Source organism: Streptomyces sp. JN8 (genome assembly GCF_055808075.1).
In genome coordinates this window covers 2,559,615-2,584,135 of record NZ_CM147852.1, presented here as the reverse complement: position 1 = coordinate 2,584,135, position 24,521 = coordinate 2,559,615, and the positions used below count along the sequence as shown (strand labels likewise).

Here is a 24,521-nt window from a genome sequence, read left to right as displayed (position 1 = left end):
ACGCCCCGCCACTGCCGTCACCGGCCGTGGCAGCGCCTTTCGGTCCCTCGCGGGCATGGCGCGCCGGGGCGTCAGGAACATAACCGAGAAAACCCAAGGAGATACGGCCATGGCCGTCGTCACGATGCGGGAGCTGCTGGAGAGCGGCGTCCACTTCGGTCACCAGACCCGTCGCTGGAACCCGAAGATGAAGCGCTTCATCTTCACCGAGCGCAACGGCATCTACATCATCGACCTGCTCCAGTCGCTGTCGTACATCGACCGCGCCTACGAGTTCGTCAAGGAGACCGTCGCGCACGGCGGCTCCATCATGTTCGTCGGTACGAAGAAGCAGGCCCAGGAGGCCATCGCCGAGCAGGCGACGCGTGTCGGCATGCCGTACGTCAACCAGCGTTGGCTCGGTGGCATGCTCACCAACTTCTCCACCGTCTACAAGCGTCTGCAGCGCCTCAAGGAGCTCGAGCAGATCGACTTCGAGGACGTGGCCGCCTCCGGCCTCACCAAGAAGGAGCTCCTGGTCCTCTCCCGCGAGAAGGCCAAGCTGGAGAAGACCCTCGGTGGTATCCGCGAGATGCAGAAGGTGCCGAGCGCCGTCTGGATCGTCGACACCAAGAAGGAGCACATCGCCGTCGGTGAGGCGCGCAAGCTCCACATCCCGGTCGTCGCGATCCTCGACACCAACTGCGACCCCGACGAGGTCGACTACAAGATCCCGGGCAACGACGACGCGATCCGCTCCGTCACCCTGCTCACCCGCGTGATCGCCGACGCCGTCGCCGAGGGCCTCATCGCCCGCTCCGGCGCCGCGACCGGCGACTCGAAGCCGGGCGAGAAGGCCCAGGGCGAGCCGCTCGCCGAGTGGGAGCGCGACCTGCTCGAGGGTGAGAAGAAGGCCGACGAGGCTCCCGCCGCCGCCGAGGCCCCCGCCGCCGAGGCCGCTCCGGCCGAGGCCGCCGCCGAGGCTCCGGCCGCGGACGCCGAGCAGGCCTGACCCTTCAGGACCTTCGGGTGACGACGGCGGGGGCCCACGAAGCCCCCGCCGTCCACCCGTGGACCCGCCCGATCTTTCAGACTTCGAGAGAGAAACAGACTCATGGCGAACTACACCGCCGCTGACGTCAAGAAGCTCCGCGAGCTCACCGGCGCCGGCATGATGGACTGCAAGAAGGCCCTCGACGAGGCCGACGGCAACGTCGACAAGGCCGTCGAGGCCCTGCGCATCAAGGGCCAGAAGGGTGTCGCCAAGCGTGAGGGCCGCTCCGCCGAGAACGGCGCCGTGGTCTCCCTCATCGCCGACGACAACACCTCCGGCGTCCTCGTCGAGCTGAAGTGCGAGACGGACTTCGTCGCCAAGGGCGACAAGTTCCAGGCCGTCGCCAACCAGCTGGCCGCGCACGTCGCCGCCACCGCCCCGGCCGACCTGGAGGCGCTGCTCGCCTCCGAGATCGAGGCCGGCAAGACCGTGCAGGCGTTCGTCGACGAGGCCAACGCCAACCTCGGCGAGAAGATCGTCCTGGACCGCTTCGCGCAGTACGCGGACGGCTTCGTCTTCGCGTACATGCACCGCACGATGCCGGACCTCCCGCCGCAGATCGGTGTCCTCGTCGAGTTCGACAAGGCCGACGCCGCCGTCGCCAAGGGTGTCGCCCAGCACATCGCCGCCTTCGCGCCGAAGTACCTCACCCGTGAGGACGTCCCGGCCGAGGTCGTCGAGACCGAGCGTCGCGTCGCCGAGGAGACCACCCGCGCCGAGGGCAAGCCCGAGGCCGCGCTCCCGAAGATCGTCGAGGGCCGCGTGAACGGCTTCTTCAAGGACGCGACGCTGCTCGGTCAGCCGTACGCCCTTGACAACAAGAAGTCCGTCCAGCAGATCCTGGACGAGGCCGGTGTCACCCTGAAGCGCTTCACCCGCATCAAGGTCGGCATCTGAGTCCGTACGCGAACGCGACGGACACCGGACCCCGGTAGGGTCTGAGGCAGTCGTCCGCGCACGCGCAGGACGACCGCAGATCTGACGAGGAGGCCATTGCCGTACGGGAAACCCGCGAGGACCCAAGGCAATGGCCTCCTTCGTATGTGCACGAGGAGATCTCCATGAACCAGGGCGCCGTACAGGGCGACGACAACAACGGCAAAAAGGCCGGCCGCTACATGCTGAAGCTGTCCGGAGAAGCCTTCTCCGGCGGTACCGGCCTGGGCGTCGACCCCGACGTCGTGCACGCCATCGCGCGTGAGATCGCGGCCGTCGTCCGCGACGGCGCGGAGATCGCGATCGTGATCGGCGGAGGCAACTTCTTCCGTGGCGCCGAACTCCAGCAGCGCGGCATGGACCGGGCCCGCTCCGACTACATGGGCATGCTCGGCACCGTGATGAACTGCCTCGCCCTCCAGGACTTCCTGGAGAAGGAGGGCATCGACTCCCGCGTCCAGACCGCCATCACCATGGGCCAGGTCGCCGAGCCGTACATCCCGCTGCGCGCCGTGCGCCACCTGGAGAAGGGCCGCGTGGTCATCTTCGGCGCGGGCATGGGCATGCCCTACTTCTCCACGGACACCACCGCGGCCCAGCGCGCCCTGGAGATCGACGCCGAGGCCCTCCTGATGGGCAAGAACGGCGTGGACGGCGTCTACGACTCCGACCCGAAGGCCAACCCCGACGCGGTCAAGTTCGACGCACTGGAGTACGGCGAGGTGATCTCCCGCGACCTCAAGGTCGCCGACGCCACCGCCATCACCCTGTGCCGGGACAACAACCTCCCGATCCTCGTCTTCGAACTGCTCACCGAGGGCAATATCGCGCGCGCGGTGAAGGGTGAGAAGATCGGCACGCTCGTGAGCGACCAGGGCACCCGGGCCTGACCCGAACCGGGGAACCGCCCCGCAAGGGGATGGACAGAGCCCTGCCGGTCGTACACCGTGCAGGACACAACGCGACGACACGCAGGAGCATGTGGTGATCGAAGAGACCCTCCTCGAGGCCGAGGAGAAGATGGAGAAGGCCGTCGTGGTCGCCAAGGAGGACTTCGCCGCGATCCGCACCGGCCGTGCGCACCCGGCGATGTTCAACAAGATCGTGGCGGACTACTACGGTGCCATCACCCCCATCAACCAGCTGGCGTCCTTCTCCGTCCCGGAGCCGCGGATGGCCGTGGTGACCCCGTTCGACAAGAGCGCGCTGCGCAACATCGAGCAGGCGATCCGGGACTCGGACCTCGGCGTCAACCCGAGCAACGACGGCAACATCATCCGGGTGGTGTTCCCCGAGCTGACCGAGGAGCGCCGCCGGGAGTACATCAAGGTCGCCAAGGGCAAGGCCGAGGACTCGAAGATCTCGATCCGCTCGGTCCGCCGCAAGGCCAAGGAGACCATCGACAAGCTCGTCAAGGACGGCGAGGTCGGCGAGGACGAGGGCCGCCGCGCCGAGAAGGAGCTCGACGACACCACCGCGAAGTACGTCACGCAGGTGGACGAGCTGCTCAAGCACAAGGAAGCCGAGCTGCTCGAGGTCTGATGAACGACTCTTCCTGGGGGGCCCCGGCCGGTTCCGGCCGTGGGGGACCCGACCAGGGGCCCGTCCCGGCGGGTCCCGCATACGATCGGCATCAGGCGGCGCAGACTCGGCCCATGCCCATCGTGCCCGACGTTCCCGCCGGCGGATTCCAGGACGATCACGGTCGGGGGGCCGCTCACCAGAGCGGTCCCCTGTTCCGCGACGAGACGCCGCACGAGCACCCGCAGGAGCCCATGCCCAGCCCCACCCCGCCTCCGCCACCCGCGCCGCCGGCGCCACGGCAGAAGAAGACCGCGGGGCGCAACCTGGGCGCGGCCATAGGGGTCGGGGTCGGCCTCGGGGCGGTCATCATCGCCTCGCTGTACGTCTGGGCCCCCGCGTTCGTCGGCGTGATAGCGGTCGCCGTCGTGGTCGGGCTCTGGGAGCTCACCTCCCGCCTCCAGGAGCGCAAGGGGATCAAGGCTCCGCTCGTCCCGCTCGCGGTCGGCGGTGCCGCCATGGTCGTCGCCGGCTACGTCCGGGGGCCCGAGGGCGCCTGGGTGGCGATGGCGCTCACGGCGCTCGCGGTGCTCGTCTGGCGGATGACGGAGCCTCCCGAGGGCTATCTGAAGGACGTCACGGCGGGTGTCTTCGCGGCGTTCTACGTGCCGTTCCTGGCGACGTTCGTGGCGCTCATGCTCACCGCCGACGACGGCCCGCAGCGGGTGCTGACGTTCCTGCTGCTGACGGTGGTCAGCGACACGGGCGCGTACGCGATCGGCTGGCGCTTCGGCAAGCACAAGCTGGCGCCGAGGATCAGCCCCGGAAAGACCCGTGAGGGCCTGTTCGGGGCGGTGGCCTTCGCCATGGCGGCGGGCGCGCTGTGCATGCAGTTCATGATCGACGACGGCGCCTGGTGGCAGGGCCTGCTGATGGGTCTCGCCGTGGCGGTCAGCGCGACGCTCGGCGACCTCGGCGAGTCGATGATCAAGCGGGACCTCGGCATCAAGGACATGGGCACCCTGCTTCCGGGACACGGCGGGATCATGGACCGGCTGGACTCGCTGCTGCCCACGGCCCCGGTCGTGTGGCTGCTGTTCGTGGTCTTCGTCGGCTCCACCTGACCCCTACGCGCCGCGCAAGGGCCCGTCACCCCTCCGGGGGCGGCGGGCCCTCGCGCGTGCGGGCCCGTGCGGCGTACGGACGACGCCACCGAGCCGAAAAGCCCTCATATGGGCAGAATGCGGTCATGGCATCCCAGGCAGGCGCGGGTGGCGCACCCGCGGGCACGCGGCTCGTCCTGCTGACCCTCGCGGCGGGCCAGTTCCTCATGGCCCTCGACAGCTCCGTCATGAACGTGGCGATCGCGACCGTGGCCGAGGACGTGGGCACGACGGTGACCGGCATCCAGGGCGCCATCACCGCCTACACCCTGGTGATGGCGATGTTCATGATCCCCGGCGGCAAGATCGGGGTCCTGATCGGCCGCCGGCGCGCCTTCATGATCGGCTGCGTGATCTACGGCTGCGGCTCGCTGACCACGGCGCTCGCCCCGAACCTCCCCGTCCTGCTCCTCGGCTGGTCGTTCCTCGAAGGCGTCGGGGCGGCGCTCATCCTGCCGTCGATCGTGGCGCTGGTGGCCGGCAACTTCCCCGCCGAACGCCGGGCCGCGGCGTACGGCATCGTGGCGGCCGCGGGAGCCGTGGCCATCGGGCTCGGCCCCCTCATCGGCGGAGTCGCCACGACCTACTTCTCCTGGCGCTGGGTCTTCGCCGGCGAGGTCCTCGTCGTCCTCGTCATCCTGCTGTTCGCCCGGCGCATCGCCGACACCACCGACCAGGAGCGCCCGCGCATCGACCTCCTCGGCGCCGTGCTGTCCGCCGCCGGGCTCGGGGTCTTCGTCTACGGCGTGCTGCGCTCGGACGAATGGGGCTGGGTCCGGCCGAAGGCGGACGCGCCCGCGTGGCTCGGGGTGTCGCTGACCGTGTGGCTGATGATGGCGGGCCTCCTCCTGCTGTACCTCTTCCTGCGCTGGGAGGCCCGGCTCGTCGAGCGGGGCGGGGAACCGCTCGTCCACCCGGCCATGCTGCGGAACAGACAGCTCACCGGTGGTCTGACGATGTTCTTCTTCCAGTACCTCGTGCAGATGGGCGTCTTCTTCGTCGTCCCGCTCTACCTCTCCGTGGCCCTCGGCCTCTCGGCGCTCCAGACGGGTGCGCGGATCCTGCCGCTCTCGCTGACCCTGCTGGCCGCCGCCGTCCTGATCCCCCGGTTCCTCCCCGACGTGTCCCCGCGCCGGGTGGTGCGCACCGGGGTGCTCGCGCTGCTGGCCGGCGCGGTCGCCCTGATGGCCGCGCTCGACGCGGACGCCGGGGCGGAGATCGTCACGGTCCCGCTGCTGCTGATCGGCTTCGGGATGGGCGCCCTGGCCTCCCAGCTCGGCTCGGTCACGGTCTCCGCGGTCCCGGACCGGGAGAGCGCGGAGGTCGGCGGCATCCAGAACGCCGTCACCAACCTCGGCTCCTCGATGGGCACGGCGCTGGCCGGCTCGCTGATGATCGCGGCGCTCACCTCCTCGTTCCTGACCGCGGTGGAGCGGAACGACGCGATCCCGGCCGAGGTGAAGAGCCAGGCCGCCGTCGAGCTCCAGAGCGGCGTCCCGTTCCTCTCGGACGCCCAGCTGACGACGGCCCTCGACGAGACGGGCACCAGCGAGGAGGTCACCGCGGCGGCCCTGGAGGCCAACGAGACCGCCCGCCTGGACGGCCTGAAGGCGGCCCTGGCGATCCTGGCGGGAGCGTCGGTGGTGGCCCTCTTCTTCACCCACCGCATCCCCGGAACCCAACCCGGTGCACCGGAGCCCTGACCGGAGACGCGGGGCCGGGGGCGCGCGTCTGCGACACTGGTAGCACCATGCCCAAGCCCGGAGAACTCACTTTCGTCGCCCCCCGCGGAGCCAAGAAGCCGCCGCGGCACCTGGCCGACCTCACGCCCGCCGAGCGGAAGGAGGCCGTCGCCGCGATCGGTGAGAAGCCGTTCCGCGCCAAGCAGCTGTCCACCCACTACTTCGCGCGGTACGCGCACGATCCCGCCGAGTGGACCGACATCCCGGCCGCCTCGCGGGAGAAGCTGGCCGGGGAGCTGCTGCCCGATCTGATGTCCGTCGTCCGGCACATCTCGTGCGACGACGACACCACCCGCAAGACCCTGTGGCGGCTGCACGACGGCACGCTCGTCGAGTCGGTGCTCATGCGCTACCCGGACCGGGTGACCATGTGCATCTCCTCGCAGGCCGGCTGCGGGATGAACTGCCCGTTCTGCGCGACGGGGCAGGCCGGGCTCGACCGGAACCTGTCGACCGCCGAGATCGTGCACCAGATCGTGGACGGCATGCGGTCGCTGCGCGACGGGGAGGTGCCCGGGGGACCGGCGCGGCTCTCCAACATCGTGTTCATGGGCATGGGGGAGCCGCTCGCGAACTACAAGCGGGTCGTCGGTGCCATCCGGCGCCTCACCGACCCCGAGCCGGACGGCCTCGGGCTCTCGCAGCGCGGGATCACCGTGTCCACGGTGGGTCTGGTGCCCGCGATGCTGCGCTTCGCCGACGAGGGCTTCAAGTGCCGTCTCGCCGTCTCGCTGCACGCCCCGGACGACGAGCTCCGGGACACCCTGGTGCCCGTCAACACGCGCTGGAAGGTCCGCGAGGTCCTCGACGCGGCCTGGGAGTACGCGGAGAAGTCCGGCCGCCGGATCTCCATCGAGTACGCGCTCATCCGGGACATCAACGACCAGGCGTGGCGCGGCGACCTGCTGGGCCGGCTGCTCAAGGGGCGCCGGGTCCACGTGAACCTGATCCCGCTGAACCCGACGCCGGGTTCGAAGTGGACGGCCTCGCGTCCGGAGGACGAGAAGGCCTTCGTCGAGGCCATCGCCCGCCACGGCGTGCCGGTGACCGTGCGGGACACCCGGGGCCAGGAGATCGACGGTGCCTGTGGACAGCTGGCGGCCGCCGAGCGCTGACCTTGTACTCTGAGGTCGAACACATCTCCATATTCCGACAGGGGAGCGCCACAGCGCTGAGAGTGCGGTCACCGTAGGACCGCAGACCCTCTGAACCTTGCCCAGGTCATTCTGGGTAGGAAGTTCGGTCGTTAACTCAAGCTGTTGCGCCCTGCCCGCGTCCGGTCCGCCGGTCGTGGGCAGGGCCGCGTCTCTTCCTGGTCACACCCAGGAGGAATCTCAGTGAGCACCAGTCCGGTGAGCATCAAGAAGGCCGCCGCCGCCGCGCTCGTCGCGGCGCTCGGCGTCACCACCCTCGCCGCCTGCGGCGCGGACGACGCCGGCAAGGCGTCCGGCCCGTCCGGCGCACCCGCGCCCAAGACCGTGACCCTCGTGAGCCACGACTCGTTCAACGCCTCCAAGGAGGTGCTGGCCGCGTTCACCCGGCAGACCGGCTTCACCGTCAAGGTGCTGAAGAGCGGCGACGCGGGCGAGGCCGTCAACAAGGAGATCCTGACCAAGGGCTCCCCGCAGGGCGACGTCTTCTTCGGCGTCGACAACACCCTGCTGTCCCGCGCCCTCGACAACGGCATCTTCGTGCCGTACGCCGCGAAGGGCCTCGACCGCGTCCCGGCCGCGTACCGGCTCGACAAGGAGCAGCGGGTCACCCCGATCGACTCCGGCGACATCTGCGTCAACTACGACAAGAAGTACTTCGCCGACAAGAAGCTGGCGCCGCCGGTGACCTTCGACGACCTCGCGAAGCCCGCGTACCGGGACCTGCTCGTCGTCGAGAACCCCGAGCGGTCCTCCCCGGGCCTCGGCTTCCTCCTCGGCACGGCCGCGAAGTACGGCGACGACGGCTGGCAGGACTACTGGAAGAAGCTCAAGGCCAACGGCGTGAAGACCGTCGACAGCTGGGAGCTCGCCTACAACCAGGAGTTCTCCGGCTCGGCCGGCGGCAAGCAGGCCAAGGGCGACCGTCCGCTCGTCGTCTCGTACGCCTCCAGCCCGCCGGTCGAGGTGCTGTACGCCGAGCCGCAGCCGAAGACCGCCCCCACCGGGGTGTCCACCGGTACCTGCTTCCGGCAGACCGAGTTCGCGGGCCTGCTGAACGGAGCGAAGAACCCCGAGGGCGGCAAGGCCCTGATCGACTTCCTGATCTCCAAGAAGTTCCAGGAGGACATGCCGCTCCAGATGTTCGTCAACCCGGTGGCGAAGGACGCGGCCCTGCCCGAGCTGTTCACGAAGCACGGCGTCGTGATCGACAAGCCGGAGACCATGGCGCCCGAGAAGATCGCCGAGAAGCGTGACCCGTGGATCCAGCAGTGGTCGTCGCTCGTTCTGAAGTAGTCCCCGACCGCCGGGGAAGCGCGGCGCGGCTCGGCCTGATGGCCGTGCCCGTCGCCTTCTTCGCGCTCTTCTTCGCCTGGCCCGTCGTCTCGATCGTCGAGCGCGGGCTCCGGGTCGACGGGCTGTGGCGGTTCGGCCGGTTCGGCGAGACGCTGAGCCGGCCGGAGATCCTCGACGTCCTGTGGTTCACGCTCTGGCAGGCGCTCGCCTCCACCGGCCTCACCCTGCTGATCGCGCTGCCCGGCGCGTACGTCTTCGCGCGCTTCGAGTTCCGCGGGAAGGTGCTGCTGCGCGCCGTCGTCACCGTGCCCTTCGTGATGCCGACCGTCATGGTCGGTACGGCCTTCCTGGCGCTCGTCGGGCGCGGCGGCCTCCTCGACGAGCTGTGGGGCGTACGGCTCGACACCACGGTCTGGGCCATCCTGATCGCCCATGTGTTCTTCAACTACGCCGTGGTCGTACGGACCGTCGGCGGACTGTGGGCGCAGCTGGACCCGCGGCAGGAGGAGGCGGCCCGGGTGCTCGGCGCGTCCCGCTGGCAGGCGTGGCGGACGGTGACCCTGCCGGCGCTCGCCCCCTCGGTCGCCGCGGCGGCGCTGATGGTCTTCCTGTTCACGGCGAGCTCCTTCGCCGTCGTCCAGATCCTCGGCGGCTCCGCGTACTCCACCCTGGAGACGGAGATCTACCGGCAGACCGTCGTCCGCTTCGACCTGACCACGGCGGCCGTCCTCACGATGGTGCAGTTCGCCGCCGTCGGCGCGGTCCTCGCGGTGCACGCCCGGGCCGTCCGCCGTCGGGAGACGGCGCTGCGGATGGTGGCGCCCGAGCAGACGGCGCGCCGGCCGCGGGGCGTCGGCCAGTGGGCGCTGTTCGCGGGCGTGCTGCTGTCGATCGCCCTGCTGGTCGTGCTGCCGCTCGGGGTGCTCGTCGAGCGTTCCTTCGCCACCTCCCACGGCTACGGGCTCGACTACTACCGGGCCCTCCAGACCCCGGACCCCTCCGGCACCTTCCTGGTGCCCCTGCTCGACACGATCGGGAACTCGCTGCGGTACGCCGTCGTCGCCACCCTGATCGCCCTCGTCGTCGGCGGGCTCGCCGCGGCCGCGCTGACCAGGCGCGCCGGGCGGCTCGTGCGGGGCTTCGACGCGCTGCTCATGCTGCCGCTGGGCGTGTCGGCGGTGACCGTCGGCTTCGGGTTCCTCATCACGCTGGACGAGCCGCCGCTCGACCTGCGGGCCAGCTGGATCCTCGTACCGCTCGCGCAGGCGCTGGTCGGCGTGCCCTTCGTCGTACGGATCATGCTGCCGGTGCTGCGGGCGGTGGACGAGCGGCTGCGGGAGGCGGCGGCCGTGCTCGGCGCCTCGCCGTGGCGGGCCTGGCGGGAGGTGGACCTGCCGCTGGTGCGGCGGGCCCTGCTGATCGCCGCCGGCTTCGCGTTCGCGGTCTCGCTGGGCGAGTTCGGCGCGACCGTCTTCATCGCCCGTCCCGACAGCCCGACGCTGCCGGTGGCGGTGGCCCGGCTCCTCGGCCGGCCCGGCGAACTCAACTACGGCCAGGCGATGGCCCTCTCGACGATCCTCATGGTGGTGTGCGCGGTGTCCCTGCTGCTCCTCGAACGGCTCCGGACCGAACGCACCTCGGGGGAGTTCTGATGCTGGTACTCGACGGGGCGACCGTGCGGTTCGGGGCGCGGGCCGCGCTCGACGGCGTGGACCTGGAGGTCGCCGACCACGAGATCGTGTCCGTGCTCGGGCCCAGCGGGAGCGGCAAGTCCACGCTGCTGCGGGCCGTCGCCGGGCTGCAGGCCCTCGACGGCGGCCGGGTGCTGCTGGGCGGCGCCGACCAGCGCGGGGTGCCGGTGCACCGGCGGGGCGTCGGCCTGATGTTCCAGGACCACCAGCTGTTCCCGCAGCGCGACGTCGGCGGCAACGTCGCCTTCGGCCTGCGGATGCGCGGGGCCGGCAGGGCGGAGCAGGCCGGGCGGGTGGCGGAGCTGCTCGACCTCGTCGGCCTGCCGGGCGCCGAGCGGCGGCCCGTCGCCGCCCTCTCCGGCGGTGAGCAGCAGCGGGTGGCGCTGGCCCGGGCCCTGGCGCCCAGCCCGCGGCTGCTGATGCTCGACGAGCCCCTCGGGCAGCTCGACCGGGGGCTTCGGGAGCGGCTCGTCGTGGAGCTGCGGCAGCTCTTCGGCCGGCTCGGCACGACGGTGCTCGCGGTGACGCACGACCAGGGCGAGGCCTTCGCGCTGGCCGACCGGGTGGTCGTGATGCGGGACGGGCGCATCGCCCAGTCGGGTGCGCCCGTCGAGGTGTGGTCGCGGCCGGCCTCGGAGTTCGTGGCCCGATTCCTGGGCTTCGACAACGTGGTGGCGGCCCGGGTGACCGGTCCGGTCGCGGAGACGGCCTGGGGGAAGGTCCCGGTGCCGGACGGGTCGCCGCAGGGCGAGCGCCGTCTCCTGGTCAGGCCGGGCGGGGTGCGGCTGGTGCCCGCCGAGGAGCGGGCGGCCTGGACCGTCGAGTCCCGGACCTTCCGCGGGAGCCGGGTGGCCGTACGGCTGCGCCCGGTGGAGGGGCCGCCGCTGGACGCGGAGCTGCCGCTGCGGGAGGTGCCGGAGGAGGGCGCCGTGGTGGGGGTGCGGTTCCGGGTGGAGGACGTGGTGGTGCTGGGGGACGACACCCCGTAGTGGTGCGATGACTTTCCCGGGGCCGTGGAGTCTCCTGGTTGTTCGTCCTGCTGTCGACCACCCGGGAGGTACCCCATGGGCCAGCTGCTCAGAGTCCAGAACTTCATGGTCTCGTCCGACGGATTCGGGACGGGGGAGGGGCAGAGCCTGGAGCGCCCCTTCGGGCACGCGGACCCCGGTGCGCTGTTCGCCTGGGCGGGCGCCACGGCGAGCTGGCCCAACCGCACCGATCCCGGCGGCAGCCGCGGTCTGGACGACTACTTCACCCGGGACTTCTCCCACCACATCGGCGCCGAGATCATGGGCCGCAACAAGTTCGGGCCCCAGCGCGGTCCGTGGCAGGACCACGAGTGGCAGGGCTGGTGGGGTGACGAGCCGCCGTTCCACACCCCGGTGTTCGTGATGACGCACCACCCGCGTCCGTCGTTCACGCTGTCCGACACGACGTTCCACTTCGTCGACGGCGACCCGGCGAGCGTTCTGGCGCGGGCGAAGGAGGCGGCGGACGGCAAGGACGTCCGGCTGGGCGGCGGGGCGACCGTCGTCCGCGAGTTCCTGGACGCGGGCCTCGTCGACACGCTGCACGTCGCGGTGGCGCCGGTGGAGCTCGGGGCGGGGGTACGGCTCTGGGAGTCGCCCGACGAGCTGCTCGACCGGTACCACCGCGACGTCGTGCCCAGTCCGGGTGGTGCGGTCACGCATCACCTGTTCTGGCGGAAGTGAGGCGCCCTCGCCGCCCGCTCCGCCGTCCCCGCCCTCGGGGACGCCGAAGGGGGGTGCCGTGCGGACACGGCACCCCCCTTCGGTCCGGCTCAGCCGGTCAGCGGCAGCGCCGCCAGTTCGGCCACGGCCCAGGTGAGGGGCAGGAAGACCACGAGCAGGGCGCCGGCGCGCAGCAGAGCCGCCGAGCGGAGGACCGTGGGCGGGGCGCCGATGCGGAGCAGGGCCTCGGTGGTGTGGGCGCGGCTCTGCCGGGACTCCAGGGCCGCGGTGAGCAGGGTCGCGGTCGTGCAGGCGAGGACGAGGGCCGCGCCCAGGCCGGTGAGCGGGCCGAAGGCGCCGGGCCCGGTGTCCTCCTGGTGGAGGGCGGCCGCCGCGAGCGTCCCGGAGAGCACCGCGCTGACCACGCCCAGGGGGCGGCCGATGCGCCGGGCCTCGTCCATGAGGACGCGGCCCGCGAGCAGCCGGGTGGCGCCCGGCCGGACGGCCTGGAGGAGGCGTCCGCAGCCGTGGACGATGCCGGGGCCGGCCATCGCGAGGCCGACGGCGGTGAGGACCCAGCCGGCCAGGACGCCCGCCGGGTTGCCGTCGAAGCGGCCCGGCAGGGGGAGGGCGGCGCCGCCTCCGCCGCGGCCCGCGTAGGTCTCGACGGCCAGGCCGACCGCGACCAGGGCGACGCCCCACGGCAGCCCGGACGGCATCGGCTTCTCCGCGCCCTCCGGCGGGGCGGGCGCGGGGCGTGGTCGCAGGGTGAGTCCGGCGGCCGTGGCGGCGACGACGGGGAGGACGGCGAGGAGGGTGAGGGCGGCGGCGAGCGGGATCGGCTGGTCGGCGGCGAGGAGCTCGGCGGCGGCCCCGTCGAACGGCAGGCCGGTGATGTCGCCGCGCAGGTGCAGGTAGAACAGCAGGGCGACCGCGGAGCCCAGGGTGCAGGCGACGGCGGTCGACGCGGCGGCGATCGCGGTGAGGCGGGCGGGGCCGAGGCCGATGGCGGAGAGCCCGGGGCGCGGACGGGTGCTGGGGTCGGTACGGGCGACCGCGACCGCGAACTGGACGGTCGCGGCGAGCGGCAGGACGCACCAGAGCAGCCGCAGCACGGACGCCGTGGACCGCTCGGGGTGCCCGACGGCGTATCCGAGGGTGCAGAGCAGGAGGAAGCCGACCCCCGCCGCCGCGACGGCGACGAGGAGCCGGCGCGTCTGGACGAGGGGGTGGGCCCCGCGGGCTAGACGGAGAGCGAGCACGCCGCGACGCCCTCCGCCCCTGACGCCGGGGGTACGGTGCCGACCCGGCGTCCGTCGAGGAGGGCGACCGTGCGGTCGGCGAGCGCCGCGACCTCGGCGTCGTGGGTGGCGAGGAGCACGGTGATGCCGTGCGAGCGGGCGGCGGCGGTCAGCGTGCGCAGGACCTGGGCGCCGTCGGCCCGGTGCAGGATCGCGGTGGGTTCGTCGGCGAAGAGGACCGACGGGGTGGTGACCAGCGCGCGGGCGATGGCGATGCGCTGGCGCTCCGCGTGGTTGAGGGCGTGCGGGCGCTTGCGGGCGCAGGCCCCGATGTCGAGCCGGTCCAGCCATTCGACGGCGGCCGTCCGGGCGGCCCGGTGGGGGGTGCCCCGGAGCAGCAGCGGCAGGGCGGCGTTCTCCCAGCCGTTGAGCTCGGGCACGAGGCCGGGTTCGGGGTCGATCCAGCCGAAGCGGTCGCGGCGGAGCCGTTCCCGGTCGGCGGTTCCCAGGGTGTGCACCGGGCCGCTGTTGAACCAGACCTCGCCCTGCTGGGGGACGAGCTGGCCGGACAGGCAGCGCATGAGGGTGGTCTTGCCGCTGCCGCGCGGGCCGACGAGGGCGAGGATCTCGCCCTCGCGGACGCCGAGGGAGACGCCGCTGAGGGCGTCCGCACCGCCCAGGGAGCAGTGCAGGGAACGCGCCCAGAGCACGTCGTTGTCCGGTGGTGCCATCGCGTACACCTCGATGTCGGATCCGATCTGTGTCCCCCGTCCGGGGGAACGAAGGGACGGGCCTGTCGGTCACTGGGCACCGTAAGTATTCGGATCCGTTTGTACGGACAGCACACGGCCCGGGCCGCCGCCATCCACTCGGATGGCCGCAGGCCCGGGCCGGGGTCACGCCGTGAGGGCGGCGTGATGTCGTGCGCCTCGCGGGGCGGGGACCTTAGAGCTTGGTCCAGGCCTCGGTGAGCACCGAGCGCAGGATGCCTTCGATCTCGTCGAAGGTGCCCTGGTCGGCGATCAGCGGCGGGGCGAGCTGGATGACCGGGTCGCCTCGGTCGTCGGCGCGGCAGTACAGGCCGTTCTCGAACAGCGCCTTGGAGAGGAAGCCGTACAGGACGCGCTCGGTCTCCTCGTCCGTGAAGGACTCCTTGGTGACCTTGTCCTTGACGAGCTCGATGCCGTAGAAGAAGCCGTTGCCGCGGACGTCGCCGACGATCGGGAGGTCGTGCAGCTTCTTCAGGGTCTCGAAGAAGTTGCCCTCCTGGTCGAGGACGTGCTGGTTCAGGCCTTCCTTGTCGAAGATGTCGAGGTTGGCCAGGGCCACCGCCGACGACACCGGGTGGCCACCGAAGGTGTAGCCGTGGAGGAAGGTGTTGTCGCCCTTGTAGAAGGGCTCCGCGATGCGGTCCGAGACGATGCAGGCGCCGATCGGGGAGTAGCCCGAGGTCATGCCCTTGGCGCAGGTGATCATGTCCGGCACGTAGCCGAACTTGTCACAGGCGAACATCGTGCCGAGGCGGCCGAAGGCGCAGATCGTCTCGTCGGAGACGAGGAGCACGTCGTACTGGTCGCAGATCTCGCGGACGCGCTGGAAGTAGCCGGGCGGCGGCGGGAAGCAGCCGCCGGCGTTCTGCACCGGCTCCAGGAAGACGGCCGCGACGGTCTCGGGGCCCTCGAAGAGGATCTGCTGCTCGATCTGGTCGGCGGCCCAGCGGCCGAAGGCCTCGGGGTCGTCGCCGTGGATCGGGGCGCGGTAGATGTTGGTGTTCGGCACCTTGTGCGCGCCGGGGACCAGCGGCTCGAAGGGGGCCTTCAGGGCCGGCAGACCCGTGATGGACAGGGCGCCCTGCGGGGTGCCGTGGTAGGCGACCGCACGCGAGATGACCTTGTACTTGGTGTGCTTGCCCTGCAGCTTGAAGTACTGCTTGGCGAGCTTCCAGGCGGTCTCGACGGCCTCGCCGCCACCCGTGGTGAAGAAGACCTTGTTCAGGTCGCCCGGTGCGTAGTCCGCGAGGCGCTCGGCGAGCTCGACGGCCTTGGGGTGCGCGTACGACCACACGGGGAAGAACGCGAGCTCCTGGGCCTGCTTGTACGCGACCTCGGCCAGTTCCTTGCGGCCGTGTCCGGCGTTGACCACGAAGAGACCCGCGAGACCGTCGAGGTAGCGCTTGCCCTTGTCGTCGAAGATGTAGGTGCCCTCACCCCGCACGATGGTGGGAACGGGCGCGTTCTCGTACGACGACATGCGGGTGAAGTGCATCCACAGGTGGTCGTAGGCGGACTTTGACATGTCACTTCGGGACTGGGTCACGATTATCGAGTTCCCCACATATAGGTCTGCTTCTTGAGCTTGAGGTAGACGAAGCTCTCGGTGGAGCGCACGCCGGGGAGGGTGCGGATGCGCTTGTTGATCACATCCAGCAGGTGGTCGTCGTCCTCGCAGACGATCTCCACCATGAGGTCGAACGAGCCGGCGGTCATCACCACGTACTCGCATTCGGCCATGGCCGTCAGGGCTTCCGCAACCGGATCAAGGTCACCCTCGACGTTGATGCCGACCATCGCCTGCCGCCGGAATCCCACGGTGAGCGGGTCGGTGACGGCGACGATCTGCATGACGCCCTGGTCGAGCAGCTTCTGGACGCGCTGCCGCACGGCGGCCTCGGAGAGGCCCACGGCCTTGCCGATCGCCGCGTAGGGGCGGCGGCCGTCCTCCTGGAGCTGTTCGATGATCGCCAGGGAGACGGCGTCGATCGTCGGGGACGAACCGGTTCCGGTTCTGGGTTCTGTGCTTCGACTGGCCACGGCTTCACTGTGCACCGAGAATGTCGGTCTCGCAACCCCAGATCGATGAAATTCGTTGTTGAGGTCCTCGAATCACGCGGAATCCGAAGTTGGAGGAGGGTGGGCCTGTTGAAAGCGTCAGCCGAGCGATTAGGCTGAGGTGTCTCGCCCATCGGGACACCGCACAAGGACGTGCGACGACAGAACGTGACAGGAGGGGTGGCAAGTGACCACCGAGCTGCGCCGGCTGCGTAACTACATCAACGGGGAGTTCCGCGACGCGGCCGACGGCCGCACCATCGAGGTGGTCAACCCGGCCACCGGCGAGGTGTACGCCACCTCCCCGCTCTCGGGCCAGGCCGACGTCGACGCCGCGATGGAGGCCGCCGCGGCCGCCTTCCCCGCCTGGCGTGACAGCACGCCGTCCGAGCGCCAGAAGGCACTCCTCAAGATCGCCGACGCCTTCGAGGAGCGCGCCGAGGACCTGATCGCCGCCGAGGTCCAGAACACCGGAAAGCCCGTCGCCCTCACGGCGAGCGAAGAGATCCCGCCGATGGTGGACCAGATCCGCTTCTTCGCCGGTGCCGCCCGGATGCTCGAGGGCCGCTCGGCCGGCGAGTACATGGAGGGCATGACCTCCATCGTCCGCCGTGAGCCGGTCGGCGTCTGCGCCCAGGTCGCGCCGTGGAACTACCCGATGATGATGGCCGTGTGGAAGTTCGCCCCGGCGCTCGCCGCGGGCAACACCGTCGTCCTCAAGCCCTCGGACACGACCCCCGCGTCGACCGTCCTGATGGCGGAGATCATCGGCCAGATCCTCCCCAAGGGCGTCTTCAACGTCGTCTGCGGCGACCGTGAGACGGGCAAGGCGATGGTCGAGCACCCGACCCCCGCCATGGCCTCCATCACCGGCTCCGTACGCGCCGGCATGCAGGTCGCCGAGTCGGCCGCCAAGGACGTCAAGCGCGTCCACCTGGAGCTGGGCGGCAAGGCCCCGGTCGTGGTCTTCGAGGACACCGACATCGACAAGGCCGTCGAGGACATCTCCGTCGCCGGCTTCTTCAACGCCGGCCAGGACTGTACGGCCGCCACGCGCGTGCTCGTGCACGAGTCCATCCACGACGAGTTCGTCGCCGCGCTCGCCAAGGCCGCCTCCGAGACCAAGACCGGCCAGCCGGACGACGAGGACGTGCTCTTCGGCCCCCTCAACAACGCCAACCAGCTGAAGCAGGTCACCGGCTTCATCGACCGCCTCCCGGCGCACGCCAAGGTCCAGGCCGGCGGCCACCGGGTCGGCGACAAGGGCTACTTCTACGCCCCGACCGTCGTCTCCGGCCTCAAGCAGGACGACGAGATCATCCAGAACGAGGTCTTCGGCCCCGTCATCACCGTCCAGTCCTTCACGGACGAGGCCCAGGCCCTGGAGTACGCGAACGGCGTCGAGTACGCCCTCGCCTCCTCCGTCTGGACCAAGGACCACCAGCGCGCGATGCGCATGTCCAAGGCCCTCGACTTCGGCTGCGTGTGGATCAACACCCACATCCCGCTGGTCGCCGAGATGCCCCACGGCGGCTTCAAGAAGTCCGGCTACGGCAAGGACCTCTCCGGCTACGGCTTCGAGGACTACACGCGCATCAAGCACGTCATGACCTCCCTGGGCTGAACCCCCGCCTGAACGCCACGCGGCCCCGGCACCCCGGTCGACAGGGTGTCGGGGCCGCGCCGCGTCGCTCGACGGAGCGTCCATTGCCCCGGCCCGGGGCCTCCCGGGATGCTGCACGGGTGAGAGCGACAGCCAGGAACAACATCTCCCGCCGGTCCCTGCTGCGCGGCATCGGGGGTGCCGGGGCCGCGAGCCTGCTCGCCGCCGGATGCGGGGTCCCCGCCGCCTACGTCGACGAGGCCGACCGGGCCGGCCGCGACCTCTCCGCCCGGGACAGGACGCTCGACTTCGCCAACTGGCCGCTCTACATCGACACCGACGACGAGGACGCCCGGAAGCGGCCGACCCTCGACGCGTTCCGCGCGCGCACCGGGATCTCCGTCCGCTACACCGAGGAGATCAACGACAACGACGAGTTCTTCGGCAAGATCAGCCCGTCGCTGATGAACCACCAGCAGACCGGCCGCGACCTGATCGTCGTCAGCGACTGGATGGCCGCCCGCTTCGTCCGCCTCGGCTGGGCCCAGGAGATGGACCGCGCCCGCCAGCCGAACGTCGCCGAGCACCTCGACCCGCAGCTCCGCTCGCCCGCCTTCGACCCGGGCCGGCTGCACACCGTCCCCTGGCAGTCCGGGATCACCGGCATCGCGTACAACCGCCGCAAGCTCGGCCGCGAACTCCGCTCCACCAAGGAGCTGTGGGCGGACGACCTGCGCGGCAAGGTCACCCTGCTGTCCGGGCTCGACGAGTCCTTCGCGCTGCTCATGATGGGCCGCGGCGTCGACGTCACCCGGTGGACCGGCGACGACTTCCACGCCCTGTGCGAGCAGGTCGAGGGCCTCGTGAAGTCCCGGCACATCCGCCGCTTCACCGGCAACGACTACATCAAGGACCTGTCGACCGGCGACGTCCTCGCGTGCCAGGCCTACTCGGGCGACGTCATCCAACTCCAGGCCGACAACCCGGACATCGAGTTCGTCGTCCCCGAGGAGGGCGCCGAACTGTGGGCCGAGTCCCTGCTGGTCCCCAACCTCGCGCAGCACAAGGCCAACGCCGAGAAGCTCGTCGACTACTACTACGAACCCGAGGTCGCCGCCGAACTCGCCGCCTGGGTCAACTACGTCTGCCCGGTGCCGGCCGCCCAGCAGGTCCTCGCCGACTCCGGCGACGAGGAGCTCGTGGCCCTCGCGGAGGACCCGCTGATCTTCCCGGACGCGGACATGCGGGGGCGTCTCGCGATCGCCCGGGACATCACCGCCCGGGAGCGGCAGGACTTCACGAAGCGGTGGAACGCGATCGTCGGTCTGTGAGCCGCGCGGGGGCCGCCGCGGGAGTCCCACCCGCGGCGGCCGCCCCCCCATTTCTGAACACGTTCAAGAAGGGCGTACGCTGCCCTCATGAGCGACTCGAACGGGCCGAGAGCCCTTCTCACGCGCATCCGCGTCTGGCTGATCGTCTTCGTCGTCTGCCTGGTCCTGAGCGGGATCACCGCGTTCCCGCTCGTCACCGAACTCCGGCTGCTGGACTCCTCGCTCGACGGCTGGGCGGCCCCCGTGGCCGACCTCCTCCCCGGACTCGCCGAGTGGATCGACCGGGTGCGTGGCGGCCTGGAGACCGCCGACGCGCAGGCCCCGTACCTGCTCTACGGCACCGACTGGCTCGCCTTCGCGCACCTCGTCATCGCGGTCGCCTTCTACGGGGTCCACCGCGACCCCGTCCGCAACGTCTGGGTCGTCGAGTTCGGCATGATCGCCTGCGTCGGCATCATCCCGCTGGCCCTGATCTGCGGACCGATCCGGGGCATCCCCTTCTGGTGGTCGGTGATCGACATGTCCTTCGGCGTCGTCGGGATCCTGCCCCTGCTCCACGTACGCCGGCTGATCAAGCGGCTCGAAGCCGCCACGGCACCGGAGCCCGTGCCGGCCGGCGCCCGCTAGTCCGGCAGGCCGTACGCCGCGACCATGAGGTTCAGGGCGGTCGGGTTCATGTCCTGGCCCTTCGCGTCGGTGGAGTTGACGCTGTAGACGAGGGTGCGCGCGCCGTCGCGGGTGGAGGCGACGGCCGCGTTGTACCCCCAGCGGCCGCCGGTCTTCCCCCAGACCTCGCGGCCGCCGAGCCTCTTCATCGACAGGCCCGCGGAGTACGCCGCCGGATCGCCGGACCTCAGGTCCGCGACCCTCGGCAGCGTGAACATCTCCTCCAGGAGCGGCCCGCGCACCACCCGGCCCGCGAACAGCGCCCGGATGAACCGCTCCAGATCGGCCGTGGTCGAGACGAGGTCGCCGGCCGCCCATGCGTCCGTCACCCCCCACACCGAGACGTCCCGCAGCCCGGTCGTCCCGTCGTCGAGCCGCATCGTCTGGTAGCCGTGGTTGTACGGCCCCGCGAGCTCGGCCGCCTCGCCCGGCAGACAGGTGTCCCGGAGGCCCAGCGGGCGCAGGATCCGCCGTTCCACCTGGTGCTCGTACGTGTCGCCCGTGACCCGCTCCACGATCAGACCGGCGATCGTGTACCCGATGTTGAGGTAGTGCTGCTTCGTGCCGGGCCGGAACTCGCGCGGCTTCGCCGTCGCCGAGCGCACCATGTCCTCCGGGTCGTGGACGTCGAAGCGATGCGCGTACCACTCCTCCACCGTGTCGCCGACGCCCAGGTCGGGGGCCGGGATGCCGTGCGTGTGGTTCAGGAGCTGGCGCACCGTCACCGTGGCGTACCGGCCGGGGATCAGCTCCGGCAGGTACGACCGGGCCGTGCGGTCCAGGTCGATCCGGCCCTCGGAGGCCAGCTGGAGGACGGTCGCCGCCGTGAAGACCTTCGTCACCGAGCCGGCCCGGAAGCGGGCCCCCGGGTCTGCCGGGGCGCCGCTCACCAGGTCGTGGACTCCGGCACTGCCCCGCCAGGCCCCCTCGGAGCCGCCGACCCGGACGAGCGCGGCCGTGGCGTCGGCCCGCGGGAGCCCGGCGATCACCGCGCTCAGGTCCGGGCTCGCCGGGCGGGCCGCCGGGGCCGGAGCCGTCACCGGAGCGGTCGGAGCCGCGAAGGCCGGTGCGAGGGCCGGCCCCGCGGCCACCCCCAGGACGAGGGCGGCGGCGAGCAGCGAGCGGGTGGACGTCCTCATGGTCAACTCCGTGGGTGTGAGCCGTTGTTCCCGACGACTCCATCCTGTTGACCCGCGACGATCACCGGATCGCCCGCACCGGCGGTCTTCCCGCGGTCAACTCCTCGCCGACCAGGGGGAGGAGAGTGGACCGCCGCCTCCCCCGGGCGGGGGAGAGCCCGCCGCGACCAGGCCCGTCTCGTACGCGCAGATCACCGCCTGGATCCGGTCCCGCAGACCGAGCTTGGCGAGCACGTTCCCCACGTGCGTCTTCACCGTGTGGTCGCTCACCACCAGCTCCGCCGCGATCTCCGCGTTGGACAGGCCGCGCGCCAGGAGCAGCAGGGTCTCCCGCTCCCGGCCGGTCAGCACGTCGAGCCGGGGGTCCGGGGCGGTCCTGCGCGGACCGCCCGCCGTGTACTGCTCCACCAGCCGACGGGCCACGGACGGTGCCAGCAGCGAGTCGCCGGCCGCCACCACCCGTACCGCGTGCACCAGATCGTCCCGCCGGACGTCCTTGAGGAGGAAGCCGCTCGCACCCGCGTGCAGCGCCTCGTAGACGTACGCGTCGGTGTCGAAGGTCGTCAGGATCACCGTCCGGCAGCCGCCGCCCGCGCTGATCTCCCGACAGGCCTCGATGCCGTCGGTGCCGGGCATCCGGATGTCGAGCAGCGCCACGTCCGGGGCGTGGCGGCGCACCGCCTCGACCGCCTCGGCGCCGTCCCCGGCCTCCGCCACCACCTCGATGTCCGGCTGCGCTTCCAGGATCATCGCGAAACCGCTGCGGACCAGTTCCTGGTCGTCCGCGACCACCACCCGGATCGTCGTCATCTCCCCGCCTCCGCCGTGGACGGTACGGGCAGCAGGACCCGCACCTCGAAGCCCCGGCCGTCCGGACCGGGGCCGGTCGTCGCCGTCCCGCCGTGCGCGGCGGCCCGCTCCCGGATGCCGGTGAGGCCGTGGCCGCCGGACCCCCGCGTCCCCGCCGCCGGCGCGGGGCCGCGGCCGTCGTCCGTGACGGTGACGTGCAGGACGCCGTCGGCGTGCGCGAGCAGGACCTCGGCCCGGCGCGCGTCCGCGTGTCTGACGACGTTCGTCAGGGCCTCCTGCACGATCCGGTAGGCGCTCGCGCCGGTCGCCGCCGGCAGCGCCCGGACCCCGCCCCGCGTCGTGTACACGACCGGCAGGCCGCCGGACCGCACCCGCTCCACCAGCGCGGGGATCCCGGAGACGTCCGGCTGCGGCTCCCGGGGCGGCGCCCCCTCGGACCCCTCCCGCAGCAGCCCCAGCATCTGCCGCAGCTGGGTCATCGCCTCCCGGCCCGTCTCGGAGATCGCCTCGAACGCGGCCTCCGCGCGCTCCGGCGCCGCCCGGACCGCCACCGGGCCCGCCTCCGCCTGGACGACCATGAGGCTCACCGCGTGCGACAGGATGTCGTGCATCTCCCGTGCGATCCGGGCCCGTTCGCGCGCCGCGGCCCGCTCGGCCTCGACCAGGTGCGCGCGCTGCCGCGCGTCCTGGAGCCGGCCGAACACATAGGCCGCGCCGAACACGAAGAGCGAGAAGGTCAGTTCGCGGGCCGACCGGGTGTTGAGCCAGACGGAGACGGGCACCGCGACCAGCATGAGCCCCGCCGTCGCCAGCCGCTTGCGCGCCGGGGAGTGCAGCGCCACGGTGTAGACGATGACGAGTCCGGTGTACGGCAGCGGCTGCCCCGGTCCGTCCACCGCCAGGATGTACAGCGTGCTCGCCGCCAGGATCGCGAGGAGCACGGCGACCGGTGCCCGCCGCCGCCAGACGAGCGGGACCACCGTGAGCGTCGTCAGCCCGTACGCGGTCCAGGTCGCCGGTTCGAGTCCGGGCGGGCGCGGCACCACGAACGGCATCGTCATCGCCGCCTGGACGAGCAGCGCGATCCCGGCGTCCACCGCCCAGGGATTGGCCCCGCCCCAGGTCCGCGTCCGCTCCCACCGGGCGCGGACGTCCCCGCGTCCTCCCATTACGGTTTGCGGCCCACCGCGCCGAACTGCGCGACCACGGGGGTGCCTTCGGCGGTGGCGCGCCAGCGCGAGCAGGACAGGACGCCCGGCTCCAGGATGTCGAGCCCGTCGAGGAAGGAGACGAACTCGGTGCGGCTGCGGGCGGTGATCGGCGGGGTCGCGTTCTCGTTCCAGAAGGCCATCGCGGCTTTGTTGCCCTCCCCGCCGAGCTCCGGCTCCAGCGTCGGGTGGGTGAGGACCAGGTGGCTGCCGGAGGGGACGGCGTCCATCAGGGTGCGGACGATCGACCGGGCCTTCGCGGTGTCCAGGACGAAGTTGAGGATGCCGAGCATCATCACGGCGACCGGCCGGGAGAGGTCCAGGGTCGCGCCGGCGGCCGCCAGGATCTTCTCCGGCTCGTGCGCGTCGGCGTCCACGTAGTCCGTGACGCCCTCGGGGGCGCTGGTCAGCAGCGCGCGGGCGTGGGTGAGGACGATCGGGTCGTTGTCGACGTAGACGATCCGGGAGTCCGGCGCGACCCGCTGGGCGACCTCGTGCGTGTTGTCGGCGGTCGGCAGACCGGTGCCGATGTCGAGGAACTGGCGGACCCCGGCGTCCGCGGCGAGGAAGGTGACGGCGCGGCCGAGGAACGCCCGGTCCGCGCGGGCGACTTCGCCGATGCTCGGGTAGAAGCCGGTGACCTGGTCGCCCACCGCGCGGTCGACCGGGTAGTTGTCCTTGCCGCCCAGCCAGTAGTTCCACACCCGCGCGTTGTGGGCGACGTCGGTCCGGATCCGGTCGTTCATGCCTGGGCCTTTCGCAGGACGGCGGCGAGGGCGTCGACCCGGTTGGTGGTGATCGAGTCGACCCCGTTCGTGATCAGCTTACGCATGCTCCGCGAGGTGTCGGCCGTCCAGGCCGAGACGAGCAGGCCGTCCCGGTGCACCTGGTCGGTGAGGGCCCGACTCACCAGGCCGAAGCGGTAGTTGAGCCAGCGGGGCCGCACCACGTCGAGCAGGACCGGGCGGGGCGGGGCGAGCGAGGTCCAGGTGAGGGCGATCTCGGCGGCCGGGTCGGCCGCGCGCACCTGGAGCATGGCGACGGCCCCGGCGCAGTAGTAGGCCCGCTCCCCGGCGCCGCACTCGCGGACCGTGCGGACGATCGTCCGGACCGAGTCCTCGTCGCCGCCGGGCAGGTCCAGCATCAGCCGCCTGTCGCCGGCCGCGAGCAGGGCCTCGCGCAGGGTGGGGACGCCGTCGTACGTCAGCTCGCGGAGCTGCTCGTGGGAGAGGACGCGGAGCGGCCGGTCGTGGCCCCACAGCCGCTTGAGGGTCTCGTCGTGGAGGAGGACGGGCACGCCGTCCCTGGTCAGCCGGACGTCGACCTCGACCGCGTCCGCCCCCCGCTCGATCGCCGAGGCGATCGAGCCGAGGGTGTTCTCGCGGACGCGGTACGGGTCGCCGCGATGGCCCACGACGGTCACGGAGGCCGGGGCCCCGGCGGGTGTCACGACGGCGGTCGGGTCCATGGG

The 24,521-nt window shown here is 71.6% G+C and carries 23 protein-coding genes; 14 read left to right on the top strand and 9 right to left on the bottom strand.

What is annotated here, in order from left to right:
• The first annotated feature begins 109 nt into the window (after positions 1–109).
• From rpsB to ACY0MR_RS10905, 11 genes are all read left to right on the top strand, one after another.
• The gene (rpsB, locus tag ACY0MR_RS10955) at positions 110–991 is read left to right on the top strand and encodes a 30S ribosomal protein S2 (protein WP_361849987.1); all 882 of its coding nucleotides are present in this window, start codon (positions 110–112) and stop codon (positions 989–991) included.
• Positions 992–1,093: 102 nt separating this feature from the next.
• Positions 1,094–1,930, top strand: coding sequence for a translation elongation factor Ts (gene tsf, locus ACY0MR_RS10950; protein WP_148006367.1), 837 nt, complete (start codon positions 1,094–1,096; stop codon positions 1,928–1,930).
• A gap of 164 nt (positions 1,931–2,094) precedes the next feature.
• Positions 2,095–2,859 carry a UMP kinase gene (gene pyrH / locus ACY0MR_RS10945; protein WP_015036487.1) on the top strand — a complete coding sequence of 255 codons (765 nt, stop codon included), beginning with the start codon at positions 2,095–2,097 and terminating at the stop codon, positions 2,857–2,859.
• 94 nt (positions 2,860–2,953) lie between these two features.
• On the top strand, positions 2,954–3,511 hold the full coding sequence (gene frr, locus ACY0MR_RS10940; protein WP_148006369.1) for a ribosome recycling factor: 558 nt from the start codon (positions 2,954–2,956) through the stop codon (positions 3,509–3,511).
• A complete protein-coding gene (locus ACY0MR_RS10935; RefSeq protein ID WP_361849990.1) occupies positions 3,511–4,614 on the top strand; it encodes a phosphatidate cytidylyltransferase in 1,104 nt (367 codons plus the stop codon). The genes frr and ACY0MR_RS10935 overlap by 1 nt, the downstream gene beginning before the upstream one ends.
• A gap of 125 nt (positions 4,615–4,739) precedes the next feature.
• Entirely contained in the window at positions 4,740–6,356 is a 1,617-nt protein-coding gene (locus ACY0MR_RS10930) for an MFS transporter (protein WP_473560519.1), read from the top strand.
• Between the two features lie 47 nt (positions 6,357–6,403).
• On the top strand, positions 6,404–7,510 hold the full coding sequence (gene rlmN, locus ACY0MR_RS10925; protein ID WP_055598437.1) for a dual-specificity RNA methyltransferase RlmN: 1,107 nt from the start codon (positions 6,404–6,406) through the stop codon (positions 7,508–7,510).
• Between the two features lie 237 nt (positions 7,511–7,747).
• Positions 7,748–8,842 carry a thiamine ABC transporter substrate-binding protein gene (locus tag ACY0MR_RS10920; protein WP_388794122.1) on the top strand — a complete coding sequence of 365 codons (1,095 nt, stop codon included), beginning with the start codon at positions 7,748–7,750 and terminating at the stop codon, positions 8,840–8,842.
• Between the two features lie 38 nt (positions 8,843–8,880).
• Positions 8,881–10,494, top strand: coding sequence for an ABC transporter permease (locus tag ACY0MR_RS10915; RefSeq protein ID WP_473561766.1), 1,614 nt, complete (start codon positions 8,881–8,883; stop codon positions 10,492–10,494).
• The gene (locus ACY0MR_RS10910; RefSeq protein ID WP_473560517.1) at positions 10,494–11,522 is read left to right on the top strand and encodes an ABC transporter ATP-binding protein; all 1,029 of its coding nucleotides are present in this window, start codon (positions 10,494–10,496) and stop codon (positions 11,520–11,522) included. Before ACY0MR_RS10915 ends, ACY0MR_RS10910 begins: the two co-directional genes overlap by 1 nt.
• Before the next feature lie 75 nt (positions 11,523–11,597).
• Positions 11,598–12,245, top strand: coding sequence for a dihydrofolate reductase family protein (locus tag ACY0MR_RS10905; RefSeq protein ID WP_361850000.1), 648 nt, complete (start codon positions 11,598–11,600; stop codon positions 12,243–12,245).
• An 89-nt stretch (positions 12,246–12,334) separates the two neighbouring features.
• Here the strand turns inward: ACY0MR_RS10905 and ACY0MR_RS10900 are convergent, their stop codons facing one another.
• The 4 genes from ACY0MR_RS10900 to ACY0MR_RS10885 all read right to left on the bottom strand — a co-directional run bounded on the left by ACY0MR_RS10900 (position 12,335) and on the right by ACY0MR_RS10885 (position 16,275).
• The gene (locus ACY0MR_RS10900; protein ID WP_388793862.1) at positions 12,335–13,486 is read right to left on the bottom strand and encodes a hypothetical protein; all 1,152 of its coding nucleotides are present in this window, start codon (positions 13,484–13,486) and stop codon (positions 12,335–12,337) included.
• Positions 13,468–14,196: an ABC transporter ATP-binding protein gene (locus ACY0MR_RS10895; RefSeq protein ID WP_473560514.1), complete on the bottom strand. Its 729-nt coding sequence runs from the start codon at positions 14,194–14,196 to the stop codon at positions 13,468–13,470. Before ACY0MR_RS10895 ends, ACY0MR_RS10900 begins: the two co-directional genes overlap by 19 nt.
• A gap of 214 nt (positions 14,197–14,410) precedes the next feature.
• Complete coding sequence (locus tag ACY0MR_RS10890) at positions 14,411–15,781, bottom strand: aspartate aminotransferase family protein (protein ID WP_388793864.1); 1,371 nt, start codon at positions 15,779–15,781, stop codon at positions 14,411–14,413.
• Between the two features lie 2 nt (positions 15,782–15,783).
• Entirely contained in the window at positions 15,784–16,275 is a 492-nt protein-coding gene (locus ACY0MR_RS10885) for an Lrp/AsnC family transcriptional regulator (protein WP_187284121.1), read from the bottom strand.
• Between the two features lie 205 nt (positions 16,276–16,480).
• Here ACY0MR_RS10885 and ACY0MR_RS10880 point away from each other — a divergent pair, with 205 nt between their 5' ends.
• The 3 genes from ACY0MR_RS10880 to ACY0MR_RS10870 all read left to right on the top strand — a co-directional run bounded on the left by ACY0MR_RS10880 (position 16,481) and on the right by ACY0MR_RS10870 (position 19,854).
• Positions 16,481–17,917, top strand: a complete 1,437-nt coding sequence (locus tag ACY0MR_RS10880) for a gamma-aminobutyraldehyde dehydrogenase (protein ID WP_361850008.1) — start codon at positions 16,481–16,483, stop codon at positions 17,915–17,917.
• Between the two features lie 143 nt (positions 17,918–18,060).
• On the top strand, positions 18,061–19,227 hold the full coding sequence (locus ACY0MR_RS10875) for a polyamine ABC transporter substrate-binding protein (RefSeq protein ID WP_392862796.1): 1,167 nt from the start codon (positions 18,061–18,063) through the stop codon (positions 19,225–19,227).
• An 87-nt stretch (positions 19,228–19,314) separates the two neighbouring features.
• Positions 19,315–19,854, top strand: coding sequence for a hypothetical protein (locus tag ACY0MR_RS10870; protein WP_404085755.1), 540 nt, complete (start codon positions 19,315–19,317; stop codon positions 19,852–19,854).
• On the opposite strand, the gene ACY0MR_RS10865 is transcribed toward ACY0MR_RS10870, so the two are convergent.
• The 5 genes from ACY0MR_RS10865 to ACY0MR_RS10845 all read right to left on the bottom strand — a co-directional run bounded on the left by ACY0MR_RS10865 (position 19,851) and on the right by ACY0MR_RS10845 (position 24,518).
• Positions 19,851–21,032 (bottom strand): serine hydrolase domain-containing protein, encoded by a 1,182-nt coding sequence (locus ACY0MR_RS10865; RefSeq protein ID WP_473560510.1) that lies wholly within the window; start codon positions 21,030–21,032, stop codon positions 19,851–19,853. The two genes, ACY0MR_RS10870 and ACY0MR_RS10865, sit on opposite strands and share 4 nt — an antisense overlap.
• 96 nt (positions 21,033–21,128) lie before the next feature.
• Positions 21,129–21,842, bottom strand: a complete 714-nt coding sequence (locus ACY0MR_RS10860; protein WP_473560509.1) for a response regulator transcription factor — start codon at positions 21,840–21,842, stop codon at positions 21,129–21,131.
• On the bottom strand, positions 21,839–23,011 hold the full coding sequence (locus tag ACY0MR_RS10855) for a sensor histidine kinase (protein WP_473560507.1): 1,173 nt from the start codon (positions 23,009–23,011) through the stop codon (positions 21,839–21,841). Before ACY0MR_RS10855 ends, ACY0MR_RS10860 begins: the two co-directional genes overlap by 4 nt.
• Positions 23,011–23,796 carry an SAM-dependent methyltransferase gene (locus tag ACY0MR_RS10850; RefSeq protein ID WP_404085764.1) on the bottom strand — a complete coding sequence of 262 codons (786 nt, stop codon included), beginning with the start codon at positions 23,794–23,796 and terminating at the stop codon, positions 23,011–23,013. The genes ACY0MR_RS10855 and ACY0MR_RS10850 overlap by 1 nt, the downstream gene beginning before the upstream one ends.
• Positions 23,793–24,518, bottom strand: a complete 726-nt coding sequence (locus tag ACY0MR_RS10845) for a glycerophosphodiester phosphodiesterase (RefSeq protein ID WP_473561763.1) — start codon at positions 24,516–24,518, stop codon at positions 23,793–23,795. Before ACY0MR_RS10845 ends, ACY0MR_RS10850 begins: the two co-directional genes overlap by 4 nt.
• Positions 24,519–24,521: the final 3 nt, after the last annotated feature.